Origin of the sequence: Paenibacillus sp. FSL R5-0473 (genome assembly GCF_038004565.1) — a bacterium.
Lineage (GTDB): Bacteria > Bacillota > Bacilli > Paenibacillales > Paenibacillaceae > Paenibacillus > Paenibacillus amylolyticus.
Map to the genome: position 1 here is coordinate 5,887,365 of NZ_JBBORL010000001.1, position 23,873 is coordinate 5,911,237.

A 23,873-nucleotide genomic window follows, 5' to 3' on the forward strand; every position below is an offset into this window, starting at 1 on the left:
TTCTTCATCGGATTATACCCACACGATTACAAGAAATAGGGGCGTATATGTGACGGTAATTCGTGAATAATCGCATCCACCTTGTTTTGCGGGTAATACAAATGATGTTTCCCTCGGTGAAGCCCACTGATGGAACGGACAATGTCAGATACTTCTGACAACTCACGTAAATTGTCCTGTCGATCCAGAAGAAGAATCTGCTTATCTGTGGATTCATCCGGACGAAACACATCATACGGATTATCCGAAGGAAAATCAATTTCAAGATCATATTCGGGATCGAGGCCAGCCTGTACAAAAGCTTCCCGAATCTCTTCCATCATTGTCAAGTCGACCTGTTCAAGCTCTACATACTTATATAACTTGCGATCCATAAAACGTTCGCATAACTCACTCAGAACAGTATCGTCCTCCTTGCGCCACTGCATAAATGCCGTCTGAATTAATGCTTCATCCAACTGCAAATATTCATCCACGGATAATTCTCCTTCAAATAATTGAGGGAGTGGATCAATCATGAAGCGGAATTGAAAACCATGTTGTAGGAGTGTTTTCGCTCGCTTGAATATTTGCCGCAATATAATTTCAGAACTACGAGTTACCGGATGGAAGTAAATCTGCCAATACATCTGATACCGAGACATTAGGTAATCCTCCACAGCATGCATGCCTGACTCCTTGACTACAATCCGCCCATGATAAGGACGCAGCATCCGAAGGATACGATCAAGGTCAATCGTGCCGTAATTTACACCTGTAAAATAGGCATCCCTGAGCAAATAATCCATTCGGTCTGCATCAAGCGGACTGGTCACCAAGTTCACCACAATCGGCTTTTCATACGTTTTTTGAATGACAGACGCTACTTTCTCAGGAAAATCAGGAGCATACCGTCTTAAGATCGCCCCTACTTCGGTATCACCTGTAATAATGCGACAAGTCCAATCTTCGTGATTCATGTCAAAAGCTTCCTCGATGGAGTGAGAGAATGGCCCATGCCCGAGATCATGAAGTAGAGCTGCACACAGAGCTACAATCTTTTCTTCCTTCGGCCAATCCGAATAATGACTTCTTTCAAATTGAGAGATGATCTTGCGTGTGATCTCATAAACACCTAGTGAATGTGAGAACCGACTATGCTCTGCTCCGTGAAAGGTAAGGTAAGAAGTACCCAGTTGACGAATCCGGCGTAAACGCTGAAATTCCGGGGTGTTAATTAACTGCCATATAACCGGATCTTGCACGTGGATATAATTATGTACCGGATCTTTGAATACTTTCTCTTCCGTTAAACGTTGTTCCATGTCGACTCACTCCTTTAATTTCTTTTATATTAACGCTTTGAGCTCTGCGATTCACCTAAGATTCGACACCATATGACGAACTTTGTCGAATGAAGTAGTTTTGTCGTTTTCCAAATCGACAAAGCTGACATTGAGGTTTAAATGCGAAAAATGGCTTCCAATCCCTTACCACCAGTAACCTTGTGAAAAACAGCCTTAATTTTAAGCTAATTTTAAGGTTGACTGATTTGGGAATCGTTGGTATGATGAGTATCATAAAACATAAAATAATGTCGAATAATGACAAAGATAGTTAGCTGAGAGGAGCACTGATTATAATGATGAAATCAACAGGTATTGTAAGAAAAGTGGACGAACTGGGACGGGTAGTTATTCCAATTGAATTGCGCCGTACGCTCGGTATTGGTGAAAAAGATGCTCTGGAAATCTACGTTGACGGCGAGCGCATCATGTTGAAAAAATACGAGCCTGCTTGTATCTTCTGTGGTAATGCAGAGAACGTTACTTACTTCAAAGGTAAAATTGTTTGTAACGAATGTATTTCCGAAATCCCTGCACCTGTGACAAAATAAGAAAAACCAGGTATACTGGACTTATCTAAATTGTTATTTCTAACCTTTTTAATATTCCTTAATGACCTTCCCGGTGTGAACCCCACCGCGGAAGGTATTTTTTTGCCTTGTTATGGGTTCCATTACCCAAAATGATTCTGTCACACGCGAACTGGGAGAGAACGATGAATTTTGTTCGGAATTTTTTTTAGCCACTCTGCTCTTTTTAATATTCCACTAAGGTTGGATATAAGCTTCTTTTCAGGTTATGTTCCCCACAACAGAAGATATTTGGTTAGATTACTACTCGATTAATGCATTATATACATCACGCTTCGCCAGACCGCGATCGGTAGCCGTTTTTTTCATTGCATCTTTGCGGTTATGTCCTTCACCCTCATAATGGCTGACATGATCCGCGAGTGACATGAGCTGCCACCATGCTTCGCGCTCAGCCTTACGCTCCTCTTCCTTAATGCCTTCTACCAGCAAGCAGTACTCGCCAAGAGGTGGATGCTCTTCAAGCCAGTCTATGCATTCCCTCACAGTACCCCTTGCGAATTCTTCATGACGCTTGGTTAGTTCACGAGCCAGGACAATCGAGCGATCACCCAGAATTTCTTCAAGGTGGACTAATGTTTTCCGAATACGGTGAGGCGATTCATAAAATAACAAAGTCCCGTTGGATTCGTCAAAAGCCTCCAGCACTTTTCGCATGTCCTTTTTCTCCCGCGGCAAAAAACCGCCGAATGTAAAACGCTCCGTCGGTAATCCGGACACGATCAGAGCAGACAACGCAGCGTTGGGCCCCGGGATGGGAATGACCGTTATTCCGGCTTCCAGTGCAAGCTGTACAAGGTCAGAACCAGGGTCCGAAATAGCTGGCAAACCGGCATCGCTGACGAGTGCCAAATTTTTTCCTTCTATTATATAGCGTATCAGTTCAGGTCCACTCGCCCCCTTATTATGCTCATGATAACTAAACAGCATCGAAGGTGTAATTTCAAAATGGGTAAGCAGCTTTCGGGTCTGGCGTGTATCTTCTGCTGCAATGATGTCACAACTCTGCAATGTCTTGATGGCACGGAAGGTCATATCCTCCAGATTACCAATGGGTGTTCCAACCAGATAGAGCTTGCCTGATCCTTCAGGCTGCTCCGCATAGCTTTTTTGAATATGCAAAGTCATCTAAAGCCCTCCTTTCGTAGTACGCTCAGCATGTTGCTGACCATAGTAAATATCCATAATCTCTTCGCAGTATTTCCCCTCTTCATTGTAGACAATGAGTGGAGGAAGCATCCTAACTTCCGGTTTACCATCTTTCATTCCTTCAATTAACACCATGTTGGCTTCCAAATGAGCACGGGGATGTACCATCCGAATCCTTTTTGGTTCCAGCTTATATTCGCGCATGAGTGAGATAATCTCTGCAAGGCGCTGTGGACGATGAACCATCGATACTTTGCCGCCATTACGTACAAGTCGACTGCAAGCCTGAATCACTTCTTCCAGGGTACATCCGATTTCATGACGTGCCATTGCCTGATGTGTGTTCATCTTGAGGTCACTGCCATTCAGAGGCATGTATGGAGGATTAACCGTTATTGCATCGTATACAGCATGTCCTGTTTCTTTCACGAGTTCTCGCAAATCACCTTCACGAATCATAATCGACTCATCCAATGCATTTAATTGCACACTGCGACGCGCCATATCAGCCAAACGTGGCTGAATCTCGATCCCTTCCAGACTAGCCTGCGTACGCGTTGTAAGCAAAATGGGAACCACCCCGTTACCCGTACACAAATCAAGTATACGACCCCGTTTAGGTACGGAAGCAAACCGGGCTAATAATACGGCATCCATCGAAAAACTAAACACTTCATCACTTTGAATGATTCTCAGATCATGAGAGAGCAGATCATCAATCCGCTCTGACTCATGTAACACAACTTCATTTTCTTCCATATGTTACGCTCATCCTCCGGTACTCTATATCTCATGTTTGTTTAGTTTAGGTTTATAACCTTGAAAAAAAACCGTAGGGGATCCCTACGGTCACTTCATTTATTCAAAAAAGACAGGCAGAACAGACAATCGCCTTCCGTCCGCAAATGTCCATAATAGACGTTGCAGATATGGAAGCCTTCGTGATACAACCGGGCCAGATTATCATACCCTTCACCCACAACATCCTCGCCTGTAGCCGGACCTGCTGGTCTTGCTACAGGAGCGAGTGCTGAAGAGATCGGCAGATCTGCCGGAGCCTCACGTTTGAGCAGTTTGCGTAACTGCTCATTCTCGATGGTAAGCCGCTGATTATCCTCAAGCAGCTCCTTCACAATCATTTTTAACTCTCCTAAATCACCGTGCAACTGACCCAGTTGGGTTTCCATTTCATGAATGTGCGTAAACAGATTTTTCTTTTCCAAGTTTCCACCCCGAAGCAACCTTTATGGTTTACTTGATAACGACGTCATCCAGCGGAAGTTCTTTGACTTTACTGATGTCGAACAGTTGAACATGGACTGTGCGGCTACCGGCATTAATTCCGACAACTTTTCCTTCACCCAATGAGGTGACGACCAATTTGCCTACAGCTGGCAGTTCTTCTCTCACACTTTCATAGTTATCATGCTCAAATTTCAGACAGCACATGAGTCTTCCGCACAACCCTGAAATTTTCGTCGGATTCAGTGACAGGCTCTGATCTTTAGCCATCTTGATTGATACCGGCTCAAAGTCTCCCAGCCAGGAAGAACAACACAACACACGGCCGCAAGGTCCGATTCCGCCAAGCATCTTCGCTTCATCACGTACACCAATCTGTCTCAGCTCGATTCGTGTCCGGAATATGCTTGCCAGATCCTTGACCAGCTCCCGGAAATCAACTCTTCCTTCAGCTGTAAAATAAAATATAATTTTATTGCGATCAAACGTAAATTCCACATCGACCAGCTTCATTTTGAGGCCATGGTCTTTGATTTTATTTAAACAAGTACCGAATGCTTCTTTGGCTGCACGTTTGTTCTCATCAACCACACGGGCATCTGTATCGCCCGCAACGCGGATGACTTTCTTCAGCGGCAACACCACATCGGACTCGCCCACTTCCTTCTTACCTACGACAACCTTACCGTACTCAACCCCCCGCGCTGTCTCCACGATAACGCAGTTTTCTTTCTCAATGGGAAGGTCCAGGGGATCGAAGTAATAAATTTTGCCCGCTTTTTTGAAACGGACACCCACTACACTGTACAAAAAATTAACCCCCTTGTAAGCCAACCCCACTTCGTCTGAAGCCCCGTCTTCTTAGGGAACCGGCCGAAGTTATAACCGTTTGCATATGATTGGAGCTAACTTTGCCCTCTCCCAGTCTTATGCCAAACCGATCAAAAATTGCTCCAGACAAAGCTGGCCATTGACGTTGAAACGCAATTTTTTTCTGCATGCTGCGGCCATATCCATATAGGAGACCCACTGCTCTGTGCTGCGGGTATGTGCCAACTGAGATAACATGTCTAACTGATCTATAAAAACGATATGTTCATGCCTATCGTACTGAACATACAGCATGTCCCTAAACCATAGATGGAACAAACTAAGCAGCATGTCCAGGTGTTCAGAGAGTCCGGTTTTAAAAAGCTTCTGCTGTGCAGAGATCAATGATGTACTTCCTCTACCCAGGGACTCCTTCCCTAATTGTAACATTACGTTTCTAATTTCTGCAAACCAATTCTGCTGGAGAATTTCTCTACATGCTTCCAATCCTGACGCTAAATGGACGGCAGAGCGAGCCAGATTGGCAGGGTGCCCTTCCTCAATTAGTGATTGCAGCATCTCTTCCGGATTCAGTGCGCTGAACGGTACCAATTGGGAGCGTGATCGGATCGTTGGCAACATGGCCTGTCCATTATCTGTAATCAGGATGCCGACTGCTGGTACCTGCGGTTCCTCCAGAAATTTGAGCAAACTGTTTGCTGCCTGCACCGTCATTTTTTCGGCTTGTTCTATAATATATACTTTGGGATGGCCTGCCTCTGATCGGTATGAAAAGATACGTTGCAGATCCCGGATTTGATCTATTTTAATGTTGTTTCCATCTGGTGCAAGCATGGTTAGATCCGGATGGTTACCATGATCTACCTTACGACATTCAAGACACTGCCCACAAGCGTCATCTTCAAGCTCTGTACAGAATATTGCCTTGGCAAAGGTAATTGCCGTCTTCCGTTGCCCGCTACCAGCTGGACCGCTAAACAAATACGCATGGCTTATTGCCTTACGTCTCAAACTGCTTTGTAACATTTTCTTGGCCGCTTGTTGACCCATAATCTGTTGAAAGGACATACTTCCTCCTCAGAAGCTTAAATTAATAAGCATCCCCCGAATTTCGCCTACTTGTTGTAATAGAGAGATTTTTCCTTCTTCTGTATCCAGCAATTCATCAGCCATGGATAACAGAGCGGAGTCAATTTCATCAATCAGCTTATACCGCTTACCTCTGCCACGACGATCCCAACCCCTTGTCTCTTTCATGGATACACCGCGACGAACGGTCTCTTCCAGGAACCTTTTAACAAGTTGCTTATACGCCTTCAGTTCACGAATCGTCATGGAACGTGCCAAGCGATCTCCCTGAAGCTGGATTTCACTAAACCGGCGATTCAGTTCAGCTTGTGAGGCCCGTTCCCCCTGGTGATTCATCATATCAGAGAAATTTTTGGATTGAACCGGTTTGGAACCTGAATCAGTAGAACTGATCCCGCTCTGAATCGGTCTGAATCCAGGATTGATTTTCATGGATACGCCCGCTTTCTATCATAGTTAGCCAATCGCCCATCAGCACAGTGCGCGTTGCGCCTGTGCGTGAGAATGAGGCTTTTATATATGCTGATCACACTCTATATATAATGGTAGATACACATCACCATCAAGGACTTGTTCTTTGTAGTCAACCTCTTTCCGAAAGGAACCATTCCCAGCTGGGAAATGCTCATCCGGAAAGAGTATGCTGATTCTTCTCGTCAAGAAAGGCGTTCCGTAAGTGGCACGCACGAACTCTGTTAACTCTTCTTGCATCCATCGTTTCCAACATGCTATCGATCATGAAGGACCCTCATGGGATCCATGCAATAGGTTTAATTAGAAATGTTCGAAGCGATCTACCGGGAGAACAAATACAGTAGCTCCGCCTACTTGAACTTCAACAGGTAGCGGCAGGTAAGAGTCGGTTGTTCCACTCATCGGTGTGACCGGAGTCACGAGCTGTTCACGAACCTTACAGCTGCTGCGAATGACGTTCATTACGGATTCGACTTGACCATCATCGACACCGATCATAAACGTCGTGTTGCCTGCCTTCAAAAATCCGCCCGTACTGGCAAGCTTCGTCGCCCGAAAGTTTGCTTTGACCAATGCGCTGGATAATCGGTTGCTGTCTTTATCCTGTATAATCGCAACAATCAGTTTCATCCTGCATAACCTCCTTTAGAATAAGCACCTTTATCAAATGCCCTGTCTATATATTAGACAATTACTCGTCAAAATCCTTCAAAATCCCTGTCTCCAGCGACAAAATCATTGCTGCCAAGACATCCTCCTGCTTCATGGAAGCATCGATAACTCTGATTCGTTCCGGGAACTGCTCTTTTAATAGGAAGTAACCCTCTCGCACTTTACGGTGAAACTCCAGATTTTCCAGATCCAGACGGTTCACTTCGCGGCCATCATGAGCATCGATCCGGGCAAGCCCCACTTCAGGCTCAATGTCCAGATATAAGGTTACATCCGGCATGAGATCACCAATCGCAAAACGATTAATGGCCCATACATTCTCTATCCCGAGTCCACGGGTGTATCCTTGATAGACCAGACTGCTATCGACAAATCGGTCACAGATGACTGCTTTTCCAGCTCTCAGCGCAGGCTCTACTTTCTCCGCCAGATGCTGGCTGCGTGCAGCTGCATACAATAGCGCTTCGGTTCGAGCATCCATTGCCGTATGAAGAGGGTCCAGAATAATTGAACGTATTTTCTCCGCAATCTCAATTCCACCAGGCTCTCGCGTAACTACGTAAGGTATACCCCGTTCTTCAAAATAAGAACCTATTCTACCGATCATCGTTGTTTTACCGGAACCCTCTCCCCCTTCCAGCGTAATGAATTTACCTCTGCCCTGCATATGCTTCCCTGCTTTCTATGTCGATAATTGCATCTATTGCTGCTGTAATGGAATATGCTTAGACCCTCTTACTACAAGATATGATATCCCCCGCCCAGAGGTGTATAACTACAGCTATATCGGTACGTATTAATAACACCAAGATCATACAAGCTTGTTTCTTTCTATCATACTATAGGTCAGCGGTTACTCCAACATGAACAACAAAGTAAAGCGTTCAACCGTAGATAATCCATACCCATAATGGAAGCATAATTGATCCGGCAATAGCACTGACAATCATGGAAACTGAACTGAGGGCTACCGCATTCTCTCCATATTCAAAAGACCTTGCCATGCCGAGGGCATGAGATGCTGAACCCAGTCCAATTCCATAGGCATGTTTACTGCGGACCTTGGCCCATTTCAAGAGCATCGGCCCCAATAATATCCCTGAGAATCCTGCAATCATCACAAACAGCGATGTGAATGAGGCATTCCCCCCAACCTGATTAGCGAGTTGAATAGCCACAGGAGTTGTCACTGATTTTGGCAATAAAGCGATGACCATCTCTTGCGGATAACCGAGCAGAATGGCGATTAAAGCACCTGTGGAGACACCTGTAATACTGCCTCCGATTGTTCCACCCACAATTGGAATGATATTTTGCTTCAGAACATGCAGATGTCTGGACAAGGGAAAAGCGAGCGATACAACTGCTGGACCCAAGAGCTCCTGTATCCATTTTCCACCCAGCATGTACGTATCCAGCTTTATACCGGAGATTACCAAGATCAGGATCAGTATGGCAGTCGTTGTGAGTACAGGCATAAGGATTGGCCATTTCAGCCTTTTATATAGACGAGTGGCTGGAATATATACAGCGATGGTTAGCGCGATCATTCCAATTCCGAGGATGAATGCTGACAAGTGATCGCCTCCTTTTTGCCTGAATGAGACGATCTCCATGTCATAAGCCACTCACTTAATTTGGCAGATATCAGACATGTGATTAATGTGCTAACAATCAAACCAAGTACCAATAACAATGTGTTGGCTCTAAAAAAATCAAAATGATTAATAATGCCCACAGTTGGCGGAATGAACAACAATTGCAGATGAGATTGAAGCCACGTCGACCCTTCTTCTCCCCAGCTCATTTTGATCCATCCCAGTTGAATGGTGACAAACAATACCAGCATGCCCACAATACTGCCTGTTAACGGCAGATGTAATACAGCTTGAATCAAGTTTCCAATCCAATAAAAACCGTACATCAACAAAACTTGCAGGACTATTCCTGTATATTTTTTTAGCGGAATACCCAAATTGTTCCCTTCTTTCTTATGTCTATCTCTATAAGTTGAACTAAAGCGTGTCTTCAAACTGAATGTGTCTGGAGCAGGGCACGGAGCGGGAGGGCTAACGACCCTGTGACGTCTTATTCAGCGATTTGAAGCGCCCGCAGCAATCTAAGGAATCTGAAACACGGTATATTGGAATAACCAGCCGTTTACAGCGTGTTTGTTAGGTCAATATGGTTAATAACGTGTCTCAGGTTCCTTACAAAATAAAAGGAGGACTCGAAGGCTAAATAAGACGTCCTCGGTTTCTTAGAAAATCGTCTGGACAATTCGCCAGGATCAGCAATCCTTGACTTCAAGCTGTTGGACCCTGACATCCTTCAACGTATTGCATGCCTGATTTTGAAGACACGCCCTAGCAACTAGATTAATGACCAAGAGACCCTCACATGTGTAGGGTCCAGTATCGCTATCCGTATTGGTCATATTGCCTACCTATTGGTGAATGCAATTCAGATCCTCATGTGTTCCCTTCATTCCTTCATAACCTTCAATGACTGTAGAGATGCATCGGATACCCCATGAAATTTTGCACCCTCATCCCGCAGGAGTTGTATACGAGCCACCATCGATGTACTAATACGTTCACCCGGATATACAAGCGGAATCCCTGGAGGATACGGGACTACCATCTCAGCTGATCGACAGCCTACGCTTTCTTCTATCTGCACATTGATCGTATTCGTCTCCACAATTGGTTGCAGTGTGAAGGAGATCGGTTCCGAGTAGCGAGTGGTTTCTTGTAAATTGTTCCACGTGGAAATATAATGTGCCGAACCTTTCGCAATCTGTTGCGATGGCTCTGTATTGGATTGGTTCAGCTCATGCCCATTGGTAGAGCTGATATGGTGTAAAGCCTGCAACAGGTGCTGAGCATCTTCCACCGTTGAGCCCAGGCTGAAGAGCAAGACGACGTACCGTTCGTCGCTCATCTCAGGCACACAGCCGCATGCTTCCAGCTGCTGCTGTAGCCCATAACCGCTCAGCACCCCTGCGCCGTCATAGATGACGGCCTTGAATGGGTCCTGAGCGGTATACCCCGCGGCAGCTGGCATCGCCGCCGCGGTCAGGCCCTTCCGTATCTGCTGCGCAGCGGACACGGACATGCCAGCCGGCTTCGCTGTTCCGGCTGGCGGTTCTGGCTGCAGCGGCTGTGCAGGCTGCAGCAACTGGAAGCGCGGCAGCTCCGCGAGGCCGCGCTTAAAGGCATTCACGGCGGCGAGCCCCGCCGTGAAGGTGTTCGCGCCCTGCACGTGAAGCAGCCGGCGCGCCAGATCAAGCGAAGCCATCACCGGGTATGATGGGCTTGAGCTTTGCACCATGGCCAGACGCTGCCTTAACAGGGACCGGTTTAACCGTGGTCCCTGAATGTGCAGCATGGCACCCATGGTGAAGGCCGTCAGCATCTTATGTGTCGACTGCACGACACCGTCTGCTCCGCATGACAGTGCAGAGACAGGCAGCTCCGGATGCTGCCCATAATGCGCGCCATGCGCTTCATCCACGAGCAATGGCATGCCAGCGGCGTGGCATACCTCGGCTATGGGCGTCAGATCAGCGCCCATGCCGTAATAATTGGGCAACGTGACTAACACGCCCTTTGCCTCAGGGTAGGACTGGACAGCAGCCTGAACCGTCTCCACAGACAGCATGACCGCAAGTCCAGACGCAGGATCGACCCACGGCTCCAGAAATACAGCTCTTGCGCCCGCCAGCATTAACCCGTGAATAACGGATTTGTGCACATTCCGTTGCACCAGTACAATACTATTCGGCTCATCACACACAGTTAGCAATAAAGACAGATTACCTGCAGTACTACCTCCCACAAGGAAGAAACTCTCCTCAGCGCCAAAACAATCTGCCGCAAGTTCCTGTGCTTCCTGGATTACACCTTCTGGATGATGCAAATCGTCGGTGCCCGTGATCTCCGTAACATCCATCTCCATCATCTCCAGGAATGAACTATCTGGTACCAGTTCTATTTCCGAACGAACCCCCTCGTCACCAAAATGTTTCCCGCTCTCCAGATCAGCCCCATGTTCATCCACCGAACTGAAACGCTCTACCTTCTGGTTAACATTCTTTCCTCCATCATTCTGAATCTCACCGTTGTGCTGGTGTTCCTCATTGACGATATCCTTAACTGGAGGTTGCCCTGCTTCTGCTTGTTCTACCAAATGTCGATAAGCTTGTCCATTCTTATGCCCAGGCACATGAAAAGAACGCTGCTTCGAATCACGATACGCAAGCAACGCTTCATATAAAGGGGCTCTACTTGATTTATTTTTATGTTCCATGAAATAACCATCCTGTACATATATTATGTGCGTCCTATGCGCTTCAAAATGCTTCCTAATCCAAGGAACTCACTTCTTCCCCCATCTCCACACGCGTTACTGCAAATGATCTATACCATTATATCAGCATACGCCTTCCCAAGATGGCATACAAGACAATCTCTCCTCTTAAAAACAGAAAAAGGCCCATTGGGCCTCTATACACATCAGCATCGTTACAATGTGATGTTTCGCTTCTACTTCTATTAGCAACATTTATTATGCGTTTTTTTGTACCCAAATTTGCTTCATTTGATGAATAAAATAATTGTACTTGGCATCCTGCGCGTCGGTATGAACCATTTCTGCTTCACAAGTGTCACATATGAATTCAGATACAATAAAAATGCCTTCTCTTTTTCTTTGCTCGCAGATAATACATGTGTGTTCGGCATGTTCTTCCATGAACCATCCCACCTTGTTTTACGTTTACTATCAGTATTGCACAGTTTCTATTATTTTATACATTTTCATAGTGCTTTCTTTCTATAAAATATATATATTCGCCCACCCCCTCTTGGGTGTCTGTACCGAAAAATACATTCATTCTCCCTACAAGAACATTCACCTGCTTATGTATATACAGTTATCCTACATTCCATCGCATTTACCTCTACATCACGTATCCCTTGGCCTGACTCAAACTTATATTTAATTTCCTTAAAAAAACTTGGAATCCCAGCCGATATATAATACATGATAACGATATCAAAGCCTGACAGTCCGTGTATTCGGGAGTATACTGAGATAAGCTCCGTCGAATCTCAATATCTTGTACAATCGTTATGGCGTGAGATACAAGGTTCATATATACATACATGCATGATTCATTCCCTTTTACTCGTGTAAGAAAAACGAATACCTACCCCACACAAACGTGAATCCGAAGGAGGATATATAATCGTATGATCGCCGAACCGGAGAATAAAGCAACATTTTATCAATACCGGCTTCTGAAAAAAAAGGCTATCGCCCGCAGTGTCATTTACAGCTATCTGTGTCTGCCGGTCATCATGCTCTTATTCAATCTACTCGCATTCTCCTGGACTGGCCTCTTCTTTTTTGTACTGGCAGGTCCAATCACCATCTGGATTCATTATGTCATCGCCAGAACGATATTACTTCTGGTCCGTACCTCTTACGCCAAACGCTGGCGCTGGAATATGCGTATGCCCTGGTTAGGTTATATTCCTGATCAGCATTTTAGCTTCCGTATGTTTGTCCGGGTACACCTTAACATGAGCTGGATTGGATTATGTATCATTACAGTATGTTTGATATCGTCGCCATTGTCCTTCACCCTCTCGCTGATCTTCTGGCATTTGTGGTTGCTGGGTCCTCGCTTGTATGTTGTAATGGTTCTCTCCCGTGAGCGTAAAGACGGACTCATCAAATTGAATGAACAAGATGTCTCATATTATCTGCAATAACACTCCCTCATTTATGCAATACTCAATGTACCGTGCTTACTTGTAATACATAACCGCTGAGCCCTTCGAATAATCTGATGCAAAAACATAATCGTGTATCGTTCCTCATATGCGCAAATAAAGGTTATCCACTGTGGATAACCTTTATTTATTGTTCCCTTCTCATCCATTATCCACAGCATGGGCATAGTTAAATGAGTTATCCCCACTCGTGGCTCCGTTCTTCTCCTCTTTTCCTCCCGCTGCTCCATATCCTCATAACCCCAGATATCTCGTAGATCTTACACCTTTAAGCGATCTCTCACTCAGTCTCAGCTCTATCCCCCTTATGGTCGCTTCCATCAGCCTTTCATTACCTCAATACCTTTATGCAACTTATATCTCTCCCCCTCTACTTTTAGCGCTCTACACTCCCCTATGCTTCAAGCACAAATACCACCTATACGTGTACATAAGAAGCTGCCCCATTCCTTCTAAACCTGTATGACCTCTGATCCACCATACGTGATAGGTTCTCCCATCATTACTAAAGCCTACTTCGCCAAATAACAAAAAGCCCCCGATCATGTACACGGGAGCTTTACTATATTATAAGGAACATCACAGCGTTAATTAATCATACCAAACCATACTTGAACCAGCTTAATCATCTTCAGCCAATGATTTAACTGTCGTTTGAGTAGCATCATTTCTAGGAACCATTAGTGTAAAGGAACCATCATGTACTGCTAAATGCACAGTATGTCCTTCCTTTGCAAATACACGCAAGGTACTGGATTCATTGGATGTACCCTTGGCTTGCCTCTCTGTCCAACCCCAGCTTTTAATCTCGTCTAGATATACCTCAGGCAAGCTAGTACTCTCACTAATACCAGACAGCGTATATCGAACATAATCCATATCCGAATTATTTTCAGACTGGTCAGATTTATTCGCTACTTTCGGCACCGGAAAACTCTTCTCGTTCACCGCGCCTTCATATGAAGTCCATACAGATCCTGAAGCTTCACCGCATCCTGCTAGAACAACGGTCAGACAAAGCAACAGAAATGATTGTAGTCCAAGTCTCCGCCAACTTAACACACACACCCTCCTTTTCACAGCTGCACATTCCAGCTCTGTGGTCAGGTACTTTTAGCATATTTAACATAGTCCTATTATACTGGTTTTGCCGCTGTTATCCGTAACAAAAATGTTACCTTCCAGTATCGATCATGTCAGAGCTTCCACTTATCATATTTAATTCTTATAAACAAATAAAAACCACCGCCGAATAACATCGGCAGTGGTTCTTTGCTTGGCGGCGTCCTACTCTCCCAGGACCCTGCGGTCCAAGTACCATCGGCGCTAGAGGGCTTAACGGTCGTGTTCGGGATGGGTACGTGTGGAACCCCTCCGCCATCGCCACCAAACGCATAGCTTAGCTTACATTCAGAGATCGTTCTCTGAAAACTAGATTCGAAACGAAACATGCGAATGACAACTTGCTATTGGATAAGCCCTCGACCGATTAGTACTGGTCAGCTCCATGCATTGCTGCACTTCCACCCCCAGCCTATCTACCTCGTCGTCTTCAAGGGGTCTTACATACTGGGAAATCTCATCTTGAGGGGGGCTTCACGCTTAGATGCTTTCAGCGTTTATCCCGTCCGTACATAGCTACCCAGCGGTGCTCCTGGCGGAACAACTGGTACACCAGCGGTACGTCCATCCCGGTCCTCTCGTACTAAGGACAGCTCCTCTCAAATTTCCTACGCCCACGACAGATAGGGACCGAACTGTCTCACGACGTTCTGAACCCAGCTCGCGTACCGCTTTAATGGGCGAACAGCCCAACCCTTGGGACCTACTTCAGCCCCAGGATGCGATGAGCCGACATCGAGGTGCCAAACCTCCCCGTCGATGTGGACTCTTGGGGGAGATAAGCCTGTTATCCCCAGGGTAGCTTTTATCCGTTGAGCGATGGCCCTTCCATGCGGTACCACCGGATCACTAAGCCCGACTTTCGTCCCTGCTCGACTTGTAGGTCTCGCAGTCAAGCTCCCTTATGCCTTTGCACTCTTCGAATGATTTCCAACCATTCTGAGGGAACCTTTGGGCGCCTCCGTTACTCTTTAGGAGGCGACCGCCCCAGTCAAACTGCCCACCTGACACTGTCCCCGCACCGGATTACGGTACCAGGTTAGAACCTAGATACGATCAGGGTGGTATCCCAACGTTGCCTCCACGCAAGCTGGCGCTCACGTTTCAAAGGCTCCCACCTATCCTGTACAGATCGTACCCAAATTCAATATCAAGCTGCAGTAAAGCTCCATGGGGTCTTTCCGTCTTGTCGCGGGTAACCTGCATCTTCACAGGTATTAAAATTTCACCGGATCTCTCGTTGAGACAGCGCCCAAGTCGTTACGCCATTCGTGCGGGTCAGAATTTACCTGACAAGGAATTTCGCTACCTTAGGACCGTTATAGTTACGGCCGCCGTTTACTGGGGCTTCGGTTCACAGCTTCGGATTGCTCCTAACCACTCCCCTTAACCTTCCAGCACCGGGCAGGCGTCAGCCCGTATACTTCGCCTTACGGCTTCGCACAGACCTGTGTTTTTGCTAAACAGTCGCTTGGGCCTTTTCACTGCGGCCCCCTCGTGCTATTCACACTACCGGGGCACCCCTTCTCCCGAAGTTACGGGGTCATTTTGCCGAGTTCCTTAACGAGAGTTCTTCCGCGCGCCTTAGAATACTCTTCTCGCCTACCTGTGTCGGTTTGCGGTACGGGCACCATCACCTGGCTAGAGGCTTTTCTTGGCAGTGTGAGATCATGACCTTCGCTACTATAATTTTCGCTCCCCATCACAGCTCAGCCTTACAATGTGCGGATTTGCCTACACATCAGCCTTACTGCTTAGACGGACATCCATCAGTCCGCGTCACTACCCTACTGCGTCCCCCCATTGCTCATAACGGCTTACGGTGGTACAGGAATTTCGACCTGTTGTCCTTCGACTACGCCTTTCGGCCTCGCCTTAGGTCCCGACTTACCCTGAGCGGACGAGCCTTCCTCAGGAACCCTTAGGCTTTCGGCGGATCAGATTCTCACTGATCTTTTCGTTACTCATACCGGCATTCTCACTTGTATAATGTCCAGCGCTCCTTACGGTACACCTTCAACCCTTATACAACGCTCCCCTACCCCTGATGCAAAGCATCAAGCCATAGCTTCGGTGGTGTGTTTAGCCCCGTTACATTTTCGGCGCAGAGTCACTCGACCAGTGAGCTATTACGCACTCTTTCAATGGTGGCTGCTTCTAAGCCAACATCCTGGTTGTCTGTGCAACTCCACATCCTTTCCCACTTAACACACACTTGGGGACCTTAGCTGATGGTCTGGGCTGTTTCCCTTTTGACAATGGATCTTAGCACTCACTGTCTGACTCCCGGAAGTAAGTCTATGGCATTCGGAGTTTGACTGAGCTTGGTAACCCTTGCGGGCCCCGCACCCAATCAGTGCTCTACCTCCACGACTCTGTTTTCCGAGGCTAGCCCTAAAGCTATTTCGGGGAGAACCAGCTATCTCCGAGTTCGATTGGAATTTCTCCGCTACCCCCACCTCATCCCCGCATTTTTCAACATGCGTGGGTTCGGGCCTCCAGTGCGTGTTACCGCACCTTCACCCTGGACAGGGGTAGATCACCCGGTTTCGGGTCTACGTCCACGTACTACATCGCCCTATTCAGACTCGCTTTCGCTGCGGCTCCGGCTCTTCACCTTAACCTTGCACGGGAACGTAACTCGCCGGTTCATTCTACAAAAGGCACGCCATCACCCCTAAAACGGGCTCTGACTTTTTGTAAGCACACGGTTTCAGGTTCTATTTCACTCCCCTTCCGGGGTGCTTTTCACCTTTCCCTCACGGTACTGCTTCACTATCGGTCGCTAGGAAGTATTTAGCCTTGGCAGATGGTCCTGCCGGATTCATACGGGGTTTCACGTGCCCCGCACTACTCGGGATCCGTCTCGGAGGGAACAGACTTTCAACTACAGGGCTTTTACCTTCTTTGGCGGGCCTTTCCAGACCTCTTCGCTTAACCGGTTCCTTTGTAACTCCATGTGAGACGTCCCACAACCCCAAAGAGCAAGCTCTCTGGTTTGGGCTTCTCCGCGTTCGCTCGCCGCTACTGACGGAATCACTATTGTTTTCTCTTCCTCAGGGTACTTAGATGTTTCAGTTCCCCTGGTATGCCTCTACATAACCTATGTATTCAGTTATGAGTAACTGGAAATTACCCCAGCTGGGTTTCCCCATTCGGACACCCCCGGATCAAAGCTTGCTTACAGCTCCCCGAGGCAGTTTCGTTGTTCGCCACGTCCTTCATCGGCTCCTAGCGCCTAGGCATCCTCCGTGTGCTCTTAGTAGCTTAACCATTTTGTTCCGGTTTCGGTCGCTCGCTTCCCTTGTTTTGCTTGCGCAAAGCCAAAAGTCGCTCTCACCCGATACCATCACAAAAGCAATTTGACTACCGTTTTTATTGAAACTTGTTTAACACAAGTTCAGCTAAAAAGGAATGTTCTAATTCGCGTTTGTTTCGTTTCGATATCTAGTTTTCAAAGAACAAGCTCCATGCAAAAGCAAGCTGTTTGAGAGTTTGAGCTCTCAAAACTGAGCAACGAGTGAGTTGCTTGTGCTCTTCATTTCATCCACACCGAAGTGACGGACCGAAATGAATCGCTGTTGCAGGTTCTAAGAACCTGCTTATTTGAATGTTTCCGTTGCAGGAAACGATTCTCCATAGAAAGGAGGTGATCCAGCCGCACCTTCCGATACGGCTACCTTGTTACGACTTCACCCCAATCATCTATCCCACCTTCGGCGGCTGGCTCCTTGCGGTTACCCCACCGACTTCGGGTGTTATAAACTCTCGTGGTGTGACGGGCGGTGTGTACAAGACCCGGGAACGTATTCACCGCGGCATGCTGATCCGCGATTACTAGCAATTCCGACTTCATGCAGGCGAGTTGCAGCCTGCAATCCGAACTGAGACCGGCTTTGTTGGGATTGGCTCCATCTCGCGATTTCGCAGCCCGTTGTACCGGCCATTGTAGTACGTGTGTAGCCCAGGTCATAAGGGGCATGATGATTTGACGTCATCCCCACCTTCCTCCGGTTTGTCACCGGCAGTCTATCTAGAGTGCCCACCCGAAGTGCTGGCAACTAAATATAAGGGTTGCGCTCGTTGCGGGACTTAACCCAACATCTCACGACACGAGCTGACGACAACCATGCACCACCTGTCTTGAATGTTCCGAAGAAAAGGTACATCTCTGCACCGGTCATTCAGATGTCAAGACCTGGTAAGGTTCTTCGCGTTGCTTCGAATTAAACCACATACTCCACTGCTTGTGCGGGTCCCCGTCAATTCCTTTGAGTTTCAGTCTTGCGACCGTACTCCCCAGGCGGAGTGCTTAATGTGTTAACTTCGGCACCAAGGGTATCGAAACCCCTAACACCTAGCACTCATCGTTTACGGCGTGGACTACCAGGGTATCTAATCCTGTTTGCTCCCCACGCTTTCGCGCCTCAGCGTCAGTTACAGCCCAGAGAGTCGCCTTCGCCACTGGTGTTCCTCCACATATCTACGCATTTCACCGCTACACGTGGAATTCCACTCTCCTCTTCTGCACTCAAGTCACCCAGTTTCCAGTGCGATCCGGGGTTGAGCCCCGGGATTAAACACCAGACTTAAATGACCGCCTGCGCGCGCTTTACGCCCAATAATTCCGGACAACGCTTGCCCCCTACGTATTACCGCGGCTGCTGGCACGTAGTTAGCCGGGGCTTTCTTCTCAGGTACCGTCACCTTGAGAGCAGTTACTCTCCCAAGCGTTCTTCCCTGGCAACAGAGCTTTACGATCCGAAAACCTTCATCACTCACGCGGCATTGCTCCGTCAGGCTTTCGCCCATTGCGGAAGATTCCCTACTGCTGCCTCCCGTAGGAGTCTGGGCCGTGTCTCAGTCCCAGTGTGGCCGATCACCCTCTCAGGTCGGCTACGCATCGTCGCCTTGGTGAGCCGTTACCTCACCAACTAGCTAATGCGCCGCAGGCCCATCCCCAAGTGACAGATTGCTCCGTCTTTCCAGTTTCCTTCAGGCGAAGAAAACAATTATTCGGTATTAGCTACCGTTTCCGGTAGTTGTCCCAAACTTGAGGGCAGGTTGCCTACGTGTTACTCACCCGTCCGCCGCTAACTATCAGAGAAGCAAGCTTCTCTTCAAGTCCGCTCGACTTGCATGTATTAGGCATGCCGCCAGCGTTCGTCCTGAGCCAGGATCAAACTCTCCAATAAAGTATTGAAAAGAGCGATAAGCTCATTTTGAATCTGACGAGATTAAAAATCTCATTTGTGCTCCAGTCGATTCAAGCCAAGGCTTGTCTCAAACTTTCGCGTTCATTCTGCAAGCAGAATGTTTACTCACTCGTTGTTCAGTTTTCAAAGATCAAACTTATTTCGTTACCGAATGTCGTTCTCTTCAGCAACTTTTATATCTTATCACATCCGAACCAACTTTGCAAGCTCTTTTTTTAAGTTTCTTTCGAAGCTTATTTCATTCGCTTGCCGCACCGTGTAAACCGTGTTTTCTTGGCCGGAATTAGAATATACCATGTAGAGATTTTGAATGCAAGTCTTTTTTTGAGTAATTATATATAACTCTACAATCTTTCTGTTTTTTCTACACTTCCACATTTATCTCACGTAAAAAGCCTCTCTATAAAAGAAAGGCCCTCTCATCAAGTTACTTTAATATCTATTGTTATCCGATAACCTCTTGGATATGAAGTTGCCGTTGCTGCATCAGGTTAATGATGGTTCCTTCTACTGACACCATAGGCCGTGTAGGATGATCTCGATCAGAGAATACGATCTCTCCAATCTGGTTATTGCTGAGTTTCACTCGGATGCCATTATGGATCTGGGTCGACCGTTGAACAAATACACTTACGATTGCAGGGTCCAATTTCCCAAATGCCTCACTTTGGATCTGTTCTAGGACTAGGTATGGTGATTGTGCCTTGCGGTAGATCTTCTCCAGCGTCATGGCGTGGAAAATATCAGCGATAGCTACAATCTTGGCATAAATATGAATCTGCGTCCCACTAAGCTGCAACGGGTAGCCTGAACCATCCACTTTTTCATGATGCTGCAAAGCTGCAAGTCTGGTTCCCTCATTAATGGCCTTTGCCTGTTTAAGGATCTGATAACCATATTTCGTATGCTGACGAATCTCTTCTTGCTCTGTAGCCGTCAACGTGGATGGTTTATGGAGAATCTGCGGATCTACCTTGTTGTTACCAATATCATGGAACAAGCCTGCAAAAGCCACTTGCATCCAATCCTTGGAGGGGAGATCGATCCATTGAGCCAGTTGATAGGATGTGATCGCACTCAGTACGGCATGGTGATATACATAATCATGTTCTTGCATTACTCGTGGACTGAAGGTAAGCACATTATATTGTTTGAGATGTGCAAACACAGCCTCCAACTGTGTACGTAACTCATAGACCGGTAATTCAGCCGCCAGAGAGGACAGGAAAGCATTTTTCGTTAGTCCGACCATCTTCTCATACTCATCCTGCAAAGACGTTACTACAGGAGCTGTGGTGACGTTCCCTGTCTTCCCTGCCCGTTCACCATTGTTATCATTGGCAGAACTTCCTGCGGGCACAGATGCACCTTTGGTTCCTGTACTACTCGACACCGTTCTTTCTTGTTCAATATCTACCTGTTGAATCATAAAGGCTCTGAGCACTTCCATATCCTTGGGTAAAATGACTTTTCCCTTCTGAAGCAGAACGTTGCCGCGAAGTGTTTGCACATCACTCCCAAGTTTGAGTCCTGGTTTGACTTCTGACAGGGTGATTAATCCCATGTGTATTCCCCTCACTCATCGTTCTTCTATGTTAATACAAACAAGACCATAGTCCCGGTTTTTCATGATATTTCCCATTATATTACTCAGGAATCAGGCTGTACATCCCAGATTCGAAAGAATAAAAGAAGAGATTCCTTTATACAAACAAAAGGGCTCCCGGTGGGAGCCCTCGCAATCTTCTTCCAATCTCAAAGAGATCAGTCTTTATAAAATTCTATTTTATGCTTCCGAACCGGAATCGTCGTCGCCCTCAACTTCATTAACCTCAGCGTCAGAAACGGTGCCTTCTTCCAAGCTTACTTCCGGAGCTTGGGACTCCTCGCCTTCCAAGCCTTCAAGCGACTCATCGTCTGGTTCCTCTTCATTTTTGTCAATTCGGCTGACTGTAGCTACTGAATCCTCGTCACGAATATGAATCAGCTTCACACCCTGCGTGTATCGACCCATAGTGGATATGCCTTCCATGCTCATCCGGATCAACGTACCGCTGGACGTGATAATCATCAGATCCTCTTCGGTTTTAACCATTTTGAGGCTGACTACTGAGCCGTTCTTCTCTGTGACATTAATAGTCTTGATCCCTTTACCGCCACGAGTCTGCATCCGATAATCACTGACAGGTGTACGTTTACCGTAACCTTTGGCTGTAACGATCAGAACATCAAGCTCTTTATCAACTACATCCATGCCGATAACAGCATCCTGTTCATCCAATGTAATCCCTTTGACCCCGGTTGCGCTACGTCCCATAGAACGTACGTTACCTTCCGAGAATCGAATAGACATTCCGTGAGCTGTACCCATGATGATCTCTTGCAATCCATCGGTCAGCTTAACATCGATCAGAACGTCATCATCACGTAAGGAAATACCGATCAAGCCGCCTTTGCGAATATTGGTGTAATCCTCAAGTGGCGTCTTCTTCACAACCCCTTGGCGGGTAGCAAAGAACAAGTATCTGTCACTTTCGAATTCCTGGACCGGAATTACGGCATTGACCGATTCGCCCTGCTCGATCTGGATCAGGTTGATAATCGGCGTTCCCCGTGCGGTACGTCCAAGCTCTGGAATCTCGTAAGCTTTGAGACGGTACACTTTACCTTTGTCAGTGAAGAACATGAGGTAATTGTGGGAGTTGGTCACAAACAGATGCTCGACAAAGTCGGTATCTTTCGTATCCATACCCACGACTCCACGTCCACCACGTTTCTGGCTGCGGTATGTGGATACCGGCAGACGTTTCACGTAGCCTGTATGAGTAATCGTAATGATAACCTCTTCACGTGGAATCAGGTCCTCATCCAGAATACTCTCTTCACCTACAGTGATCTCTGTACGACGATCATCGCTGAAGCGGTCGCGGATCTCTTGCAGTTCCGTACTGATAATCTCAAGCACCAGATGCTCATTGGCCAGAATTTCGCGATACTCTCTGATTTTGACCATCAGTTCGTTATATTCATTTTCAATACGTTCGCGTTCCAGACCTGTGAGGCGTTGCAAACGCATATCGAGAATAGCTTGAGCCTGATCATGACTGAGTGAGAAGCGCTCAATCAAACCTTCTCTTGCTGCATCCGCATTACTGGATGAACGAATCAACGTAATAATCTCGTCGATATGATCCAGCGCAATACGTAAACCTTCTAGAATGTGTGCACGAGCTTCAGCCTTTTTCAGTTCAAACTGCGTACGTCTGCGAATAACCTCAATCTGATGCTGCAGGTAGTGATACAACACTTCACGCAAGTTCAGAATTTTAGGTTCTTTATTAACAATCGCAAGCATGTTAATCCCGAAAGTGGATTGCATCGATGTATGTTTGTACAGGTTGTTCAGGACAACCCCCGGATTCACGTCTCTGCGAAGTTCAATTACAACCCGCATACCATTACGGTCAGACTCATCACGAAGGTCAGTAATACCATCAATCTTTTTATCACGTACCAACTCGGCGATTTTCTCAACGAGTCTCGCCTTGTTTACCTGATAAGGCAACTCTGTAACGATAATTCGTGCCTTGTTGTTATTCTCTTCGATGTTGGTTTTAGCCCGCATCGTTACTGAACCACGTCCGGTCTGATACGCCTGGCGAATGCCTGAACGGCCCAAAATGTAGCCGGACGTAGGGAAGTCTGGTCCTTGAATGTAATCCATGAGTTCCATGGATGTAATGTCCGGATTTTGAATCATGGCCTGTACACCATCAATGACCTCACCCAGGTTATGAGGAGGAATATTGGTAGCCATACCTACCGCGATCCCGCCGACCCCATTGACAAGCAAGTTAGGAAAACGAGCAGGCAGAACGATTGGCTCATGTTCTTCACCGTCATAGTTTGGTTGGAAATCAATCGTATCCTTGTTGATATCTCTGAGCATTTCCATAGCAATCTTGGACAAACGTGCTTCGGTATAACGCATGGCTGCTGCCATATCACCATCGACCGATCCAAAGTTACCATGTCCATCTACATGCATATAACGCAGGGAGAAATCCTGTGCCATCCGTACCATCGTCTCGTAAACAGCAGAGTCACCGTGTGGGTGATACTTACCGATAACTTCGCCGACGATTCTGGCTGATTTTTTATGTGGTTTATCGGGTGTCATGCCAAGCTCTGACATCGCGTACAGAATACGCCGGTGAACCGGCTTCAATCCATCACGCACGTCAGGTAAGGCACGGCTAACGATGATGCTCATCGCATAATCCATAAACGATTCACGCATCTCGACGCCTATATCCCGATCTGTAATCTGAGAGTTCATTTCTTCCGCCATGCTGGACCTCC

18 protein-coding genes and 3 rRNA genes are annotated in these 23,873 nt (G+C 46.9%); 2 read left to right on the forward strand and 19 right to left on the reverse strand.

Annotated elements, in window-relative coordinates; translation table 11 throughout:
• Positions 1 to 26 precede the first annotated feature (26 nt).
• Positions 27 to 1,304 carry an HD domain-containing protein gene (locus tag MKY28_RS25980; RefSeq protein WP_340937380.1) on the reverse strand — a complete coding sequence of 426 codons (1,278 nt, stop codon included), beginning with the start codon at positions 1,302 to 1,304 and terminating at the stop codon, positions 27 to 29.
• A gap of 317 nt (positions 1,305 to 1,621) precedes the next feature.
• On the opposite strand from MKY28_RS25980, the gene MKY28_RS25985 reads away from it, so the two are divergent.
• Positions 1,622 to 1,876, forward strand: coding sequence for an AbrB/MazE/SpoVT family DNA-binding domain-containing protein (locus MKY28_RS25985; protein WP_024633700.1), 255 nt, complete (start codon positions 1,622 to 1,624; stop codon positions 1,874 to 1,876).
• A 282-nt stretch (positions 1,877 to 2,158) separates the two neighbouring features.
• On the opposite strand, the gene rsmI is transcribed toward MKY28_RS25985, so the two are convergent.
• The 12 genes from rsmI to MKY28_RS26045 all read right to left on the reverse strand — a co-directional run bounded on the left by rsmI (position 2,159) and on the right by MKY28_RS26045 (position 12,127).
• Entirely contained in the window at positions 2,159 to 3,043 is an 885-nt protein-coding gene (gene rsmI / locus MKY28_RS25990) for a 16S rRNA (cytidine(1402)-2'-O)-methyltransferase (RefSeq protein WP_036606130.1), read from the reverse strand.
• Positions 3,044 to 3,823 carry a tRNA1(Val) (adenine(37)-N6)-methyltransferase gene (locus tag MKY28_RS25995; RefSeq protein WP_036606131.1) on the reverse strand — a complete coding sequence of 260 codons (780 nt, stop codon included), beginning with the start codon at positions 3,821 to 3,823 and terminating at the stop codon, positions 3,044 to 3,046.
• A gap of 95 nt (positions 3,824 to 3,918) precedes the next feature.
• Positions 3,919 to 4,287 carry a DNA replication initiation control protein YabA gene (yabA, locus tag MKY28_RS26000; RefSeq protein ID WP_017691386.1) on the reverse strand — a complete coding sequence of 123 codons (369 nt, stop codon included), beginning with the start codon at positions 4,285 to 4,287 and terminating at the stop codon, positions 3,919 to 3,921.
• A 28-nt stretch (positions 4,288 to 4,315) separates the two neighbouring features.
• The gene (locus MKY28_RS26005) at positions 4,316 to 5,116 is read right to left on the reverse strand and encodes a PSP1 domain-containing protein (protein ID WP_017691387.1); all 801 of its coding nucleotides are present in this window, start codon (positions 5,114 to 5,116) and stop codon (positions 4,316 to 4,318) included.
• Between the two features lie 117 nt (positions 5,117 to 5,233).
• Positions 5,234 to 6,205, reverse strand: a complete 972-nt coding sequence (holB, locus tag MKY28_RS26010) for a DNA polymerase III subunit delta' (protein ID WP_036606132.1) — start codon at positions 6,203 to 6,205, stop codon at positions 5,234 to 5,236.
• A gap of 9 nt (positions 6,206 to 6,214) precedes the next feature.
• Complete coding sequence (locus MKY28_RS26015; RefSeq protein ID WP_017691389.1) at positions 6,215 to 6,658, reverse strand: YaaR family protein; 444 nt, start codon at positions 6,656 to 6,658, stop codon at positions 6,215 to 6,217.
• 342 nt (positions 6,659 to 7,000) lie between these two features.
• Positions 7,001 to 7,330, reverse strand: a complete 330-nt coding sequence (locus tag MKY28_RS26020; RefSeq protein ID WP_017691391.1) for a cyclic-di-AMP receptor — start codon at positions 7,328 to 7,330, stop codon at positions 7,001 to 7,003.
• A gap of 61 nt (positions 7,331 to 7,391) precedes the next feature.
• Positions 7,392 to 8,039 carry a dTMP kinase gene (tmk, locus tag MKY28_RS26025; protein WP_340937381.1) on the reverse strand — a complete coding sequence of 216 codons (648 nt, stop codon included), beginning with the start codon at positions 8,037 to 8,039 and terminating at the stop codon, positions 7,392 to 7,394.
• A 217-nt stretch (positions 8,040 to 8,256) separates the two neighbouring features.
• On the reverse strand, positions 8,257 to 8,949 hold the full coding sequence (locus MKY28_RS26030) for an LrgB family protein (protein ID WP_051449580.1): 693 nt from the start codon (positions 8,947 to 8,949) through the stop codon (positions 8,257 to 8,259).
• On the reverse strand, positions 8,919 to 9,296 hold the full coding sequence (locus MKY28_RS26035; RefSeq protein WP_076329926.1) for a CidA/LrgA family protein: 378 nt from the start codon (positions 9,294 to 9,296) through the stop codon (positions 8,919 to 8,921). The genes MKY28_RS26030 and MKY28_RS26035 overlap by 31 nt, the downstream gene beginning before the upstream one ends.
• Positions 9,297 to 9,856: 560 nt before the next feature.
• On the reverse strand, positions 9,857 to 11,683 hold the full coding sequence (locus MKY28_RS26040; protein WP_340937382.1) for an aminotransferase class I/II-fold pyridoxal phosphate-dependent enzyme: 1,827 nt from the start codon (positions 11,681 to 11,683) through the stop codon (positions 9,857 to 9,859).
• A 258-nt stretch (positions 11,684 to 11,941) separates the two neighbouring features.
• Entirely contained in the window at positions 11,942 to 12,127 is a 186-nt protein-coding gene (locus MKY28_RS26045; RefSeq protein ID WP_017691396.1) for a sigma factor G inhibitor Gin, read from the reverse strand.
• 500 nt (positions 12,128 to 12,627) lie between these two features.
• Here MKY28_RS26045 and MKY28_RS26050 point away from each other — a divergent pair, with 500 nt between their 5' ends.
• Positions 12,628 to 13,152, forward strand: coding sequence for a hypothetical protein (locus tag MKY28_RS26050; RefSeq protein ID WP_340937383.1), 525 nt, complete (start codon positions 12,628 to 12,630; stop codon positions 13,150 to 13,152).
• Between the two features lie 642 nt (positions 13,153 to 13,794).
• Here MKY28_RS26050 and MKY28_RS26055 read toward each other — a convergent pair.
• From MKY28_RS26055 to gyrA, 6 genes are all read right to left on the reverse strand, one after another.
• The gene (locus MKY28_RS26055; protein WP_017691399.1) at positions 13,795 to 14,235 is read right to left on the reverse strand and encodes a hypothetical protein; all 441 of its coding nucleotides are present in this window, start codon (positions 14,233 to 14,235) and stop codon (positions 13,795 to 13,797) included.
• A gap of 212 nt (positions 14,236 to 14,447) precedes the next feature.
• Positions 14,448 to 14,564: ribosomal RNA gene (gene rrf, locus MKY28_RS26060) — 5S ribosomal RNA — on the reverse strand.
• Between the two features lie 78 nt (positions 14,565 to 14,642).
• A 23S ribosomal RNA gene (locus tag MKY28_RS26065) occupies positions 14,643 to 17,568 on the reverse strand.
• 369 nt (positions 17,569 to 17,937) lie between these two features.
• Positions 17,938 to 19,490, reverse strand: a 16S ribosomal RNA gene (locus tag MKY28_RS26070).
• Together the 16S, 23S and 5S rRNA genes form the textbook arrangement of a ribosomal RNA operon.
• Positions 19,491 to 19,956: 466 nt before the next feature.
• Positions 19,957 to 21,075 (reverse strand): HD-GYP domain-containing protein, encoded by a 1,119-nt coding sequence (locus MKY28_RS26075; protein ID WP_340937384.1) that lies wholly within the window; start codon positions 21,073 to 21,075, stop codon positions 19,957 to 19,959.
• 222 nt (positions 21,076 to 21,297) lie between these two features.
• On the reverse strand, positions 21,298 to 23,862 hold the full coding sequence (gene gyrA, locus MKY28_RS26080; RefSeq protein ID WP_036612002.1) for a DNA gyrase subunit A: 2,565 nt from the start codon (positions 23,860 to 23,862) through the stop codon (positions 21,298 to 21,300).
• Positions 23,863 to 23,873 lie beyond the last annotated feature (11 nt).

What these genes read in the sequence shown, in the direction of transcription:
- MKY28_RS26045 (WP_017691396.1), bottom strand. Translation starts at nt 12,127, where the DNA reads ATGGAAGAACATGCCGAACACACATGTATTATCTGCGAGCAAAGAAAA.
- rsmI (WP_036606130.1), bottom strand. Translation starts at nt 3,043, where the DNA reads ATGACTTTGCATATTCAAAAAAGCTATGCGGAGCAGCCTGAAGGATCA.
- MKY28_RS25995 (WP_036606131.1), bottom strand. Translation starts at nt 3,823, where the DNA reads ATGGAAGAAAATGAAGTTGTGTTACATGAGTCAGAGCGGATTGATGAT.
- MKY28_RS25985 (WP_024633700.1), top strand. Translation starts at nt 1,622, where the DNA reads ATGATGAAATCAACAGGTATTGTAAGAAAAGTGGACGAACTGGGACGG.
- MKY28_RS26020 (WP_017691391.1), bottom strand. Translation starts at nt 7,330, where the DNA reads ATGAAACTGATTGTTGCGATTATACAGGATAAAGACAGCAACCGATTA.
- MKY28_RS26075 (WP_340937384.1), bottom strand. Translation starts at nt 21,075, where the DNA reads ATGGGATTAATCACCCTGTCAGAAGTCAAACCAGGACTCAAACTTGGG.
- MKY28_RS26035 (WP_076329926.1), bottom strand. Translation starts at nt 9,296, where the DNA reads ATGTACGGTTTTTATTGGATTGGAAACTTGATTCAAGCTGTATTACAT.
- tmk (WP_340937381.1), bottom strand. Translation starts at nt 8,039, where the DNA reads ATGCAGGGCAGAGGTAAATTCATTACGCTGGAAGGGGGAGAGGGTTCC.
- holB (WP_036606132.1), bottom strand. Translation starts at nt 6,205, where the DNA reads ATGTCCTTTCAACAGATTATGGGTCAACAAGCGGCCAAGAAAATGTTA.
- gyrA (WP_036612002.1), bottom strand. Translation starts at nt 23,862, where the DNA reads ATGGCGGAAGAAATGAACTCTCAGATTACAGATCGGGATATAGGCGTC.
- MKY28_RS26050 (WP_340937383.1), top strand. Translation starts at nt 12,628, where the DNA reads ATGATCGCCGAACCGGAGAATAAAGCAACATTTTATCAATACCGGCTT.
- MKY28_RS25980 (WP_340937380.1), bottom strand. Translation starts at nt 1,304, where the DNA reads ATGGAACAACGTTTAACGGAAGAGAAAGTATTCAAAGATCCGGTACAT.
- MKY28_RS26015 (WP_017691389.1), bottom strand. Translation starts at nt 6,658, where the DNA reads ATGAAAATCAATCCTGGATTCAGACCGATTCAGAGCGGGATCAGTTCT.
- MKY28_RS26040 (WP_340937382.1), bottom strand. Translation starts at nt 11,683, where the DNA reads ATGGAACATAAAAATAAATCAAGTAGAGCCCCTTTATATGAAGCGTTG.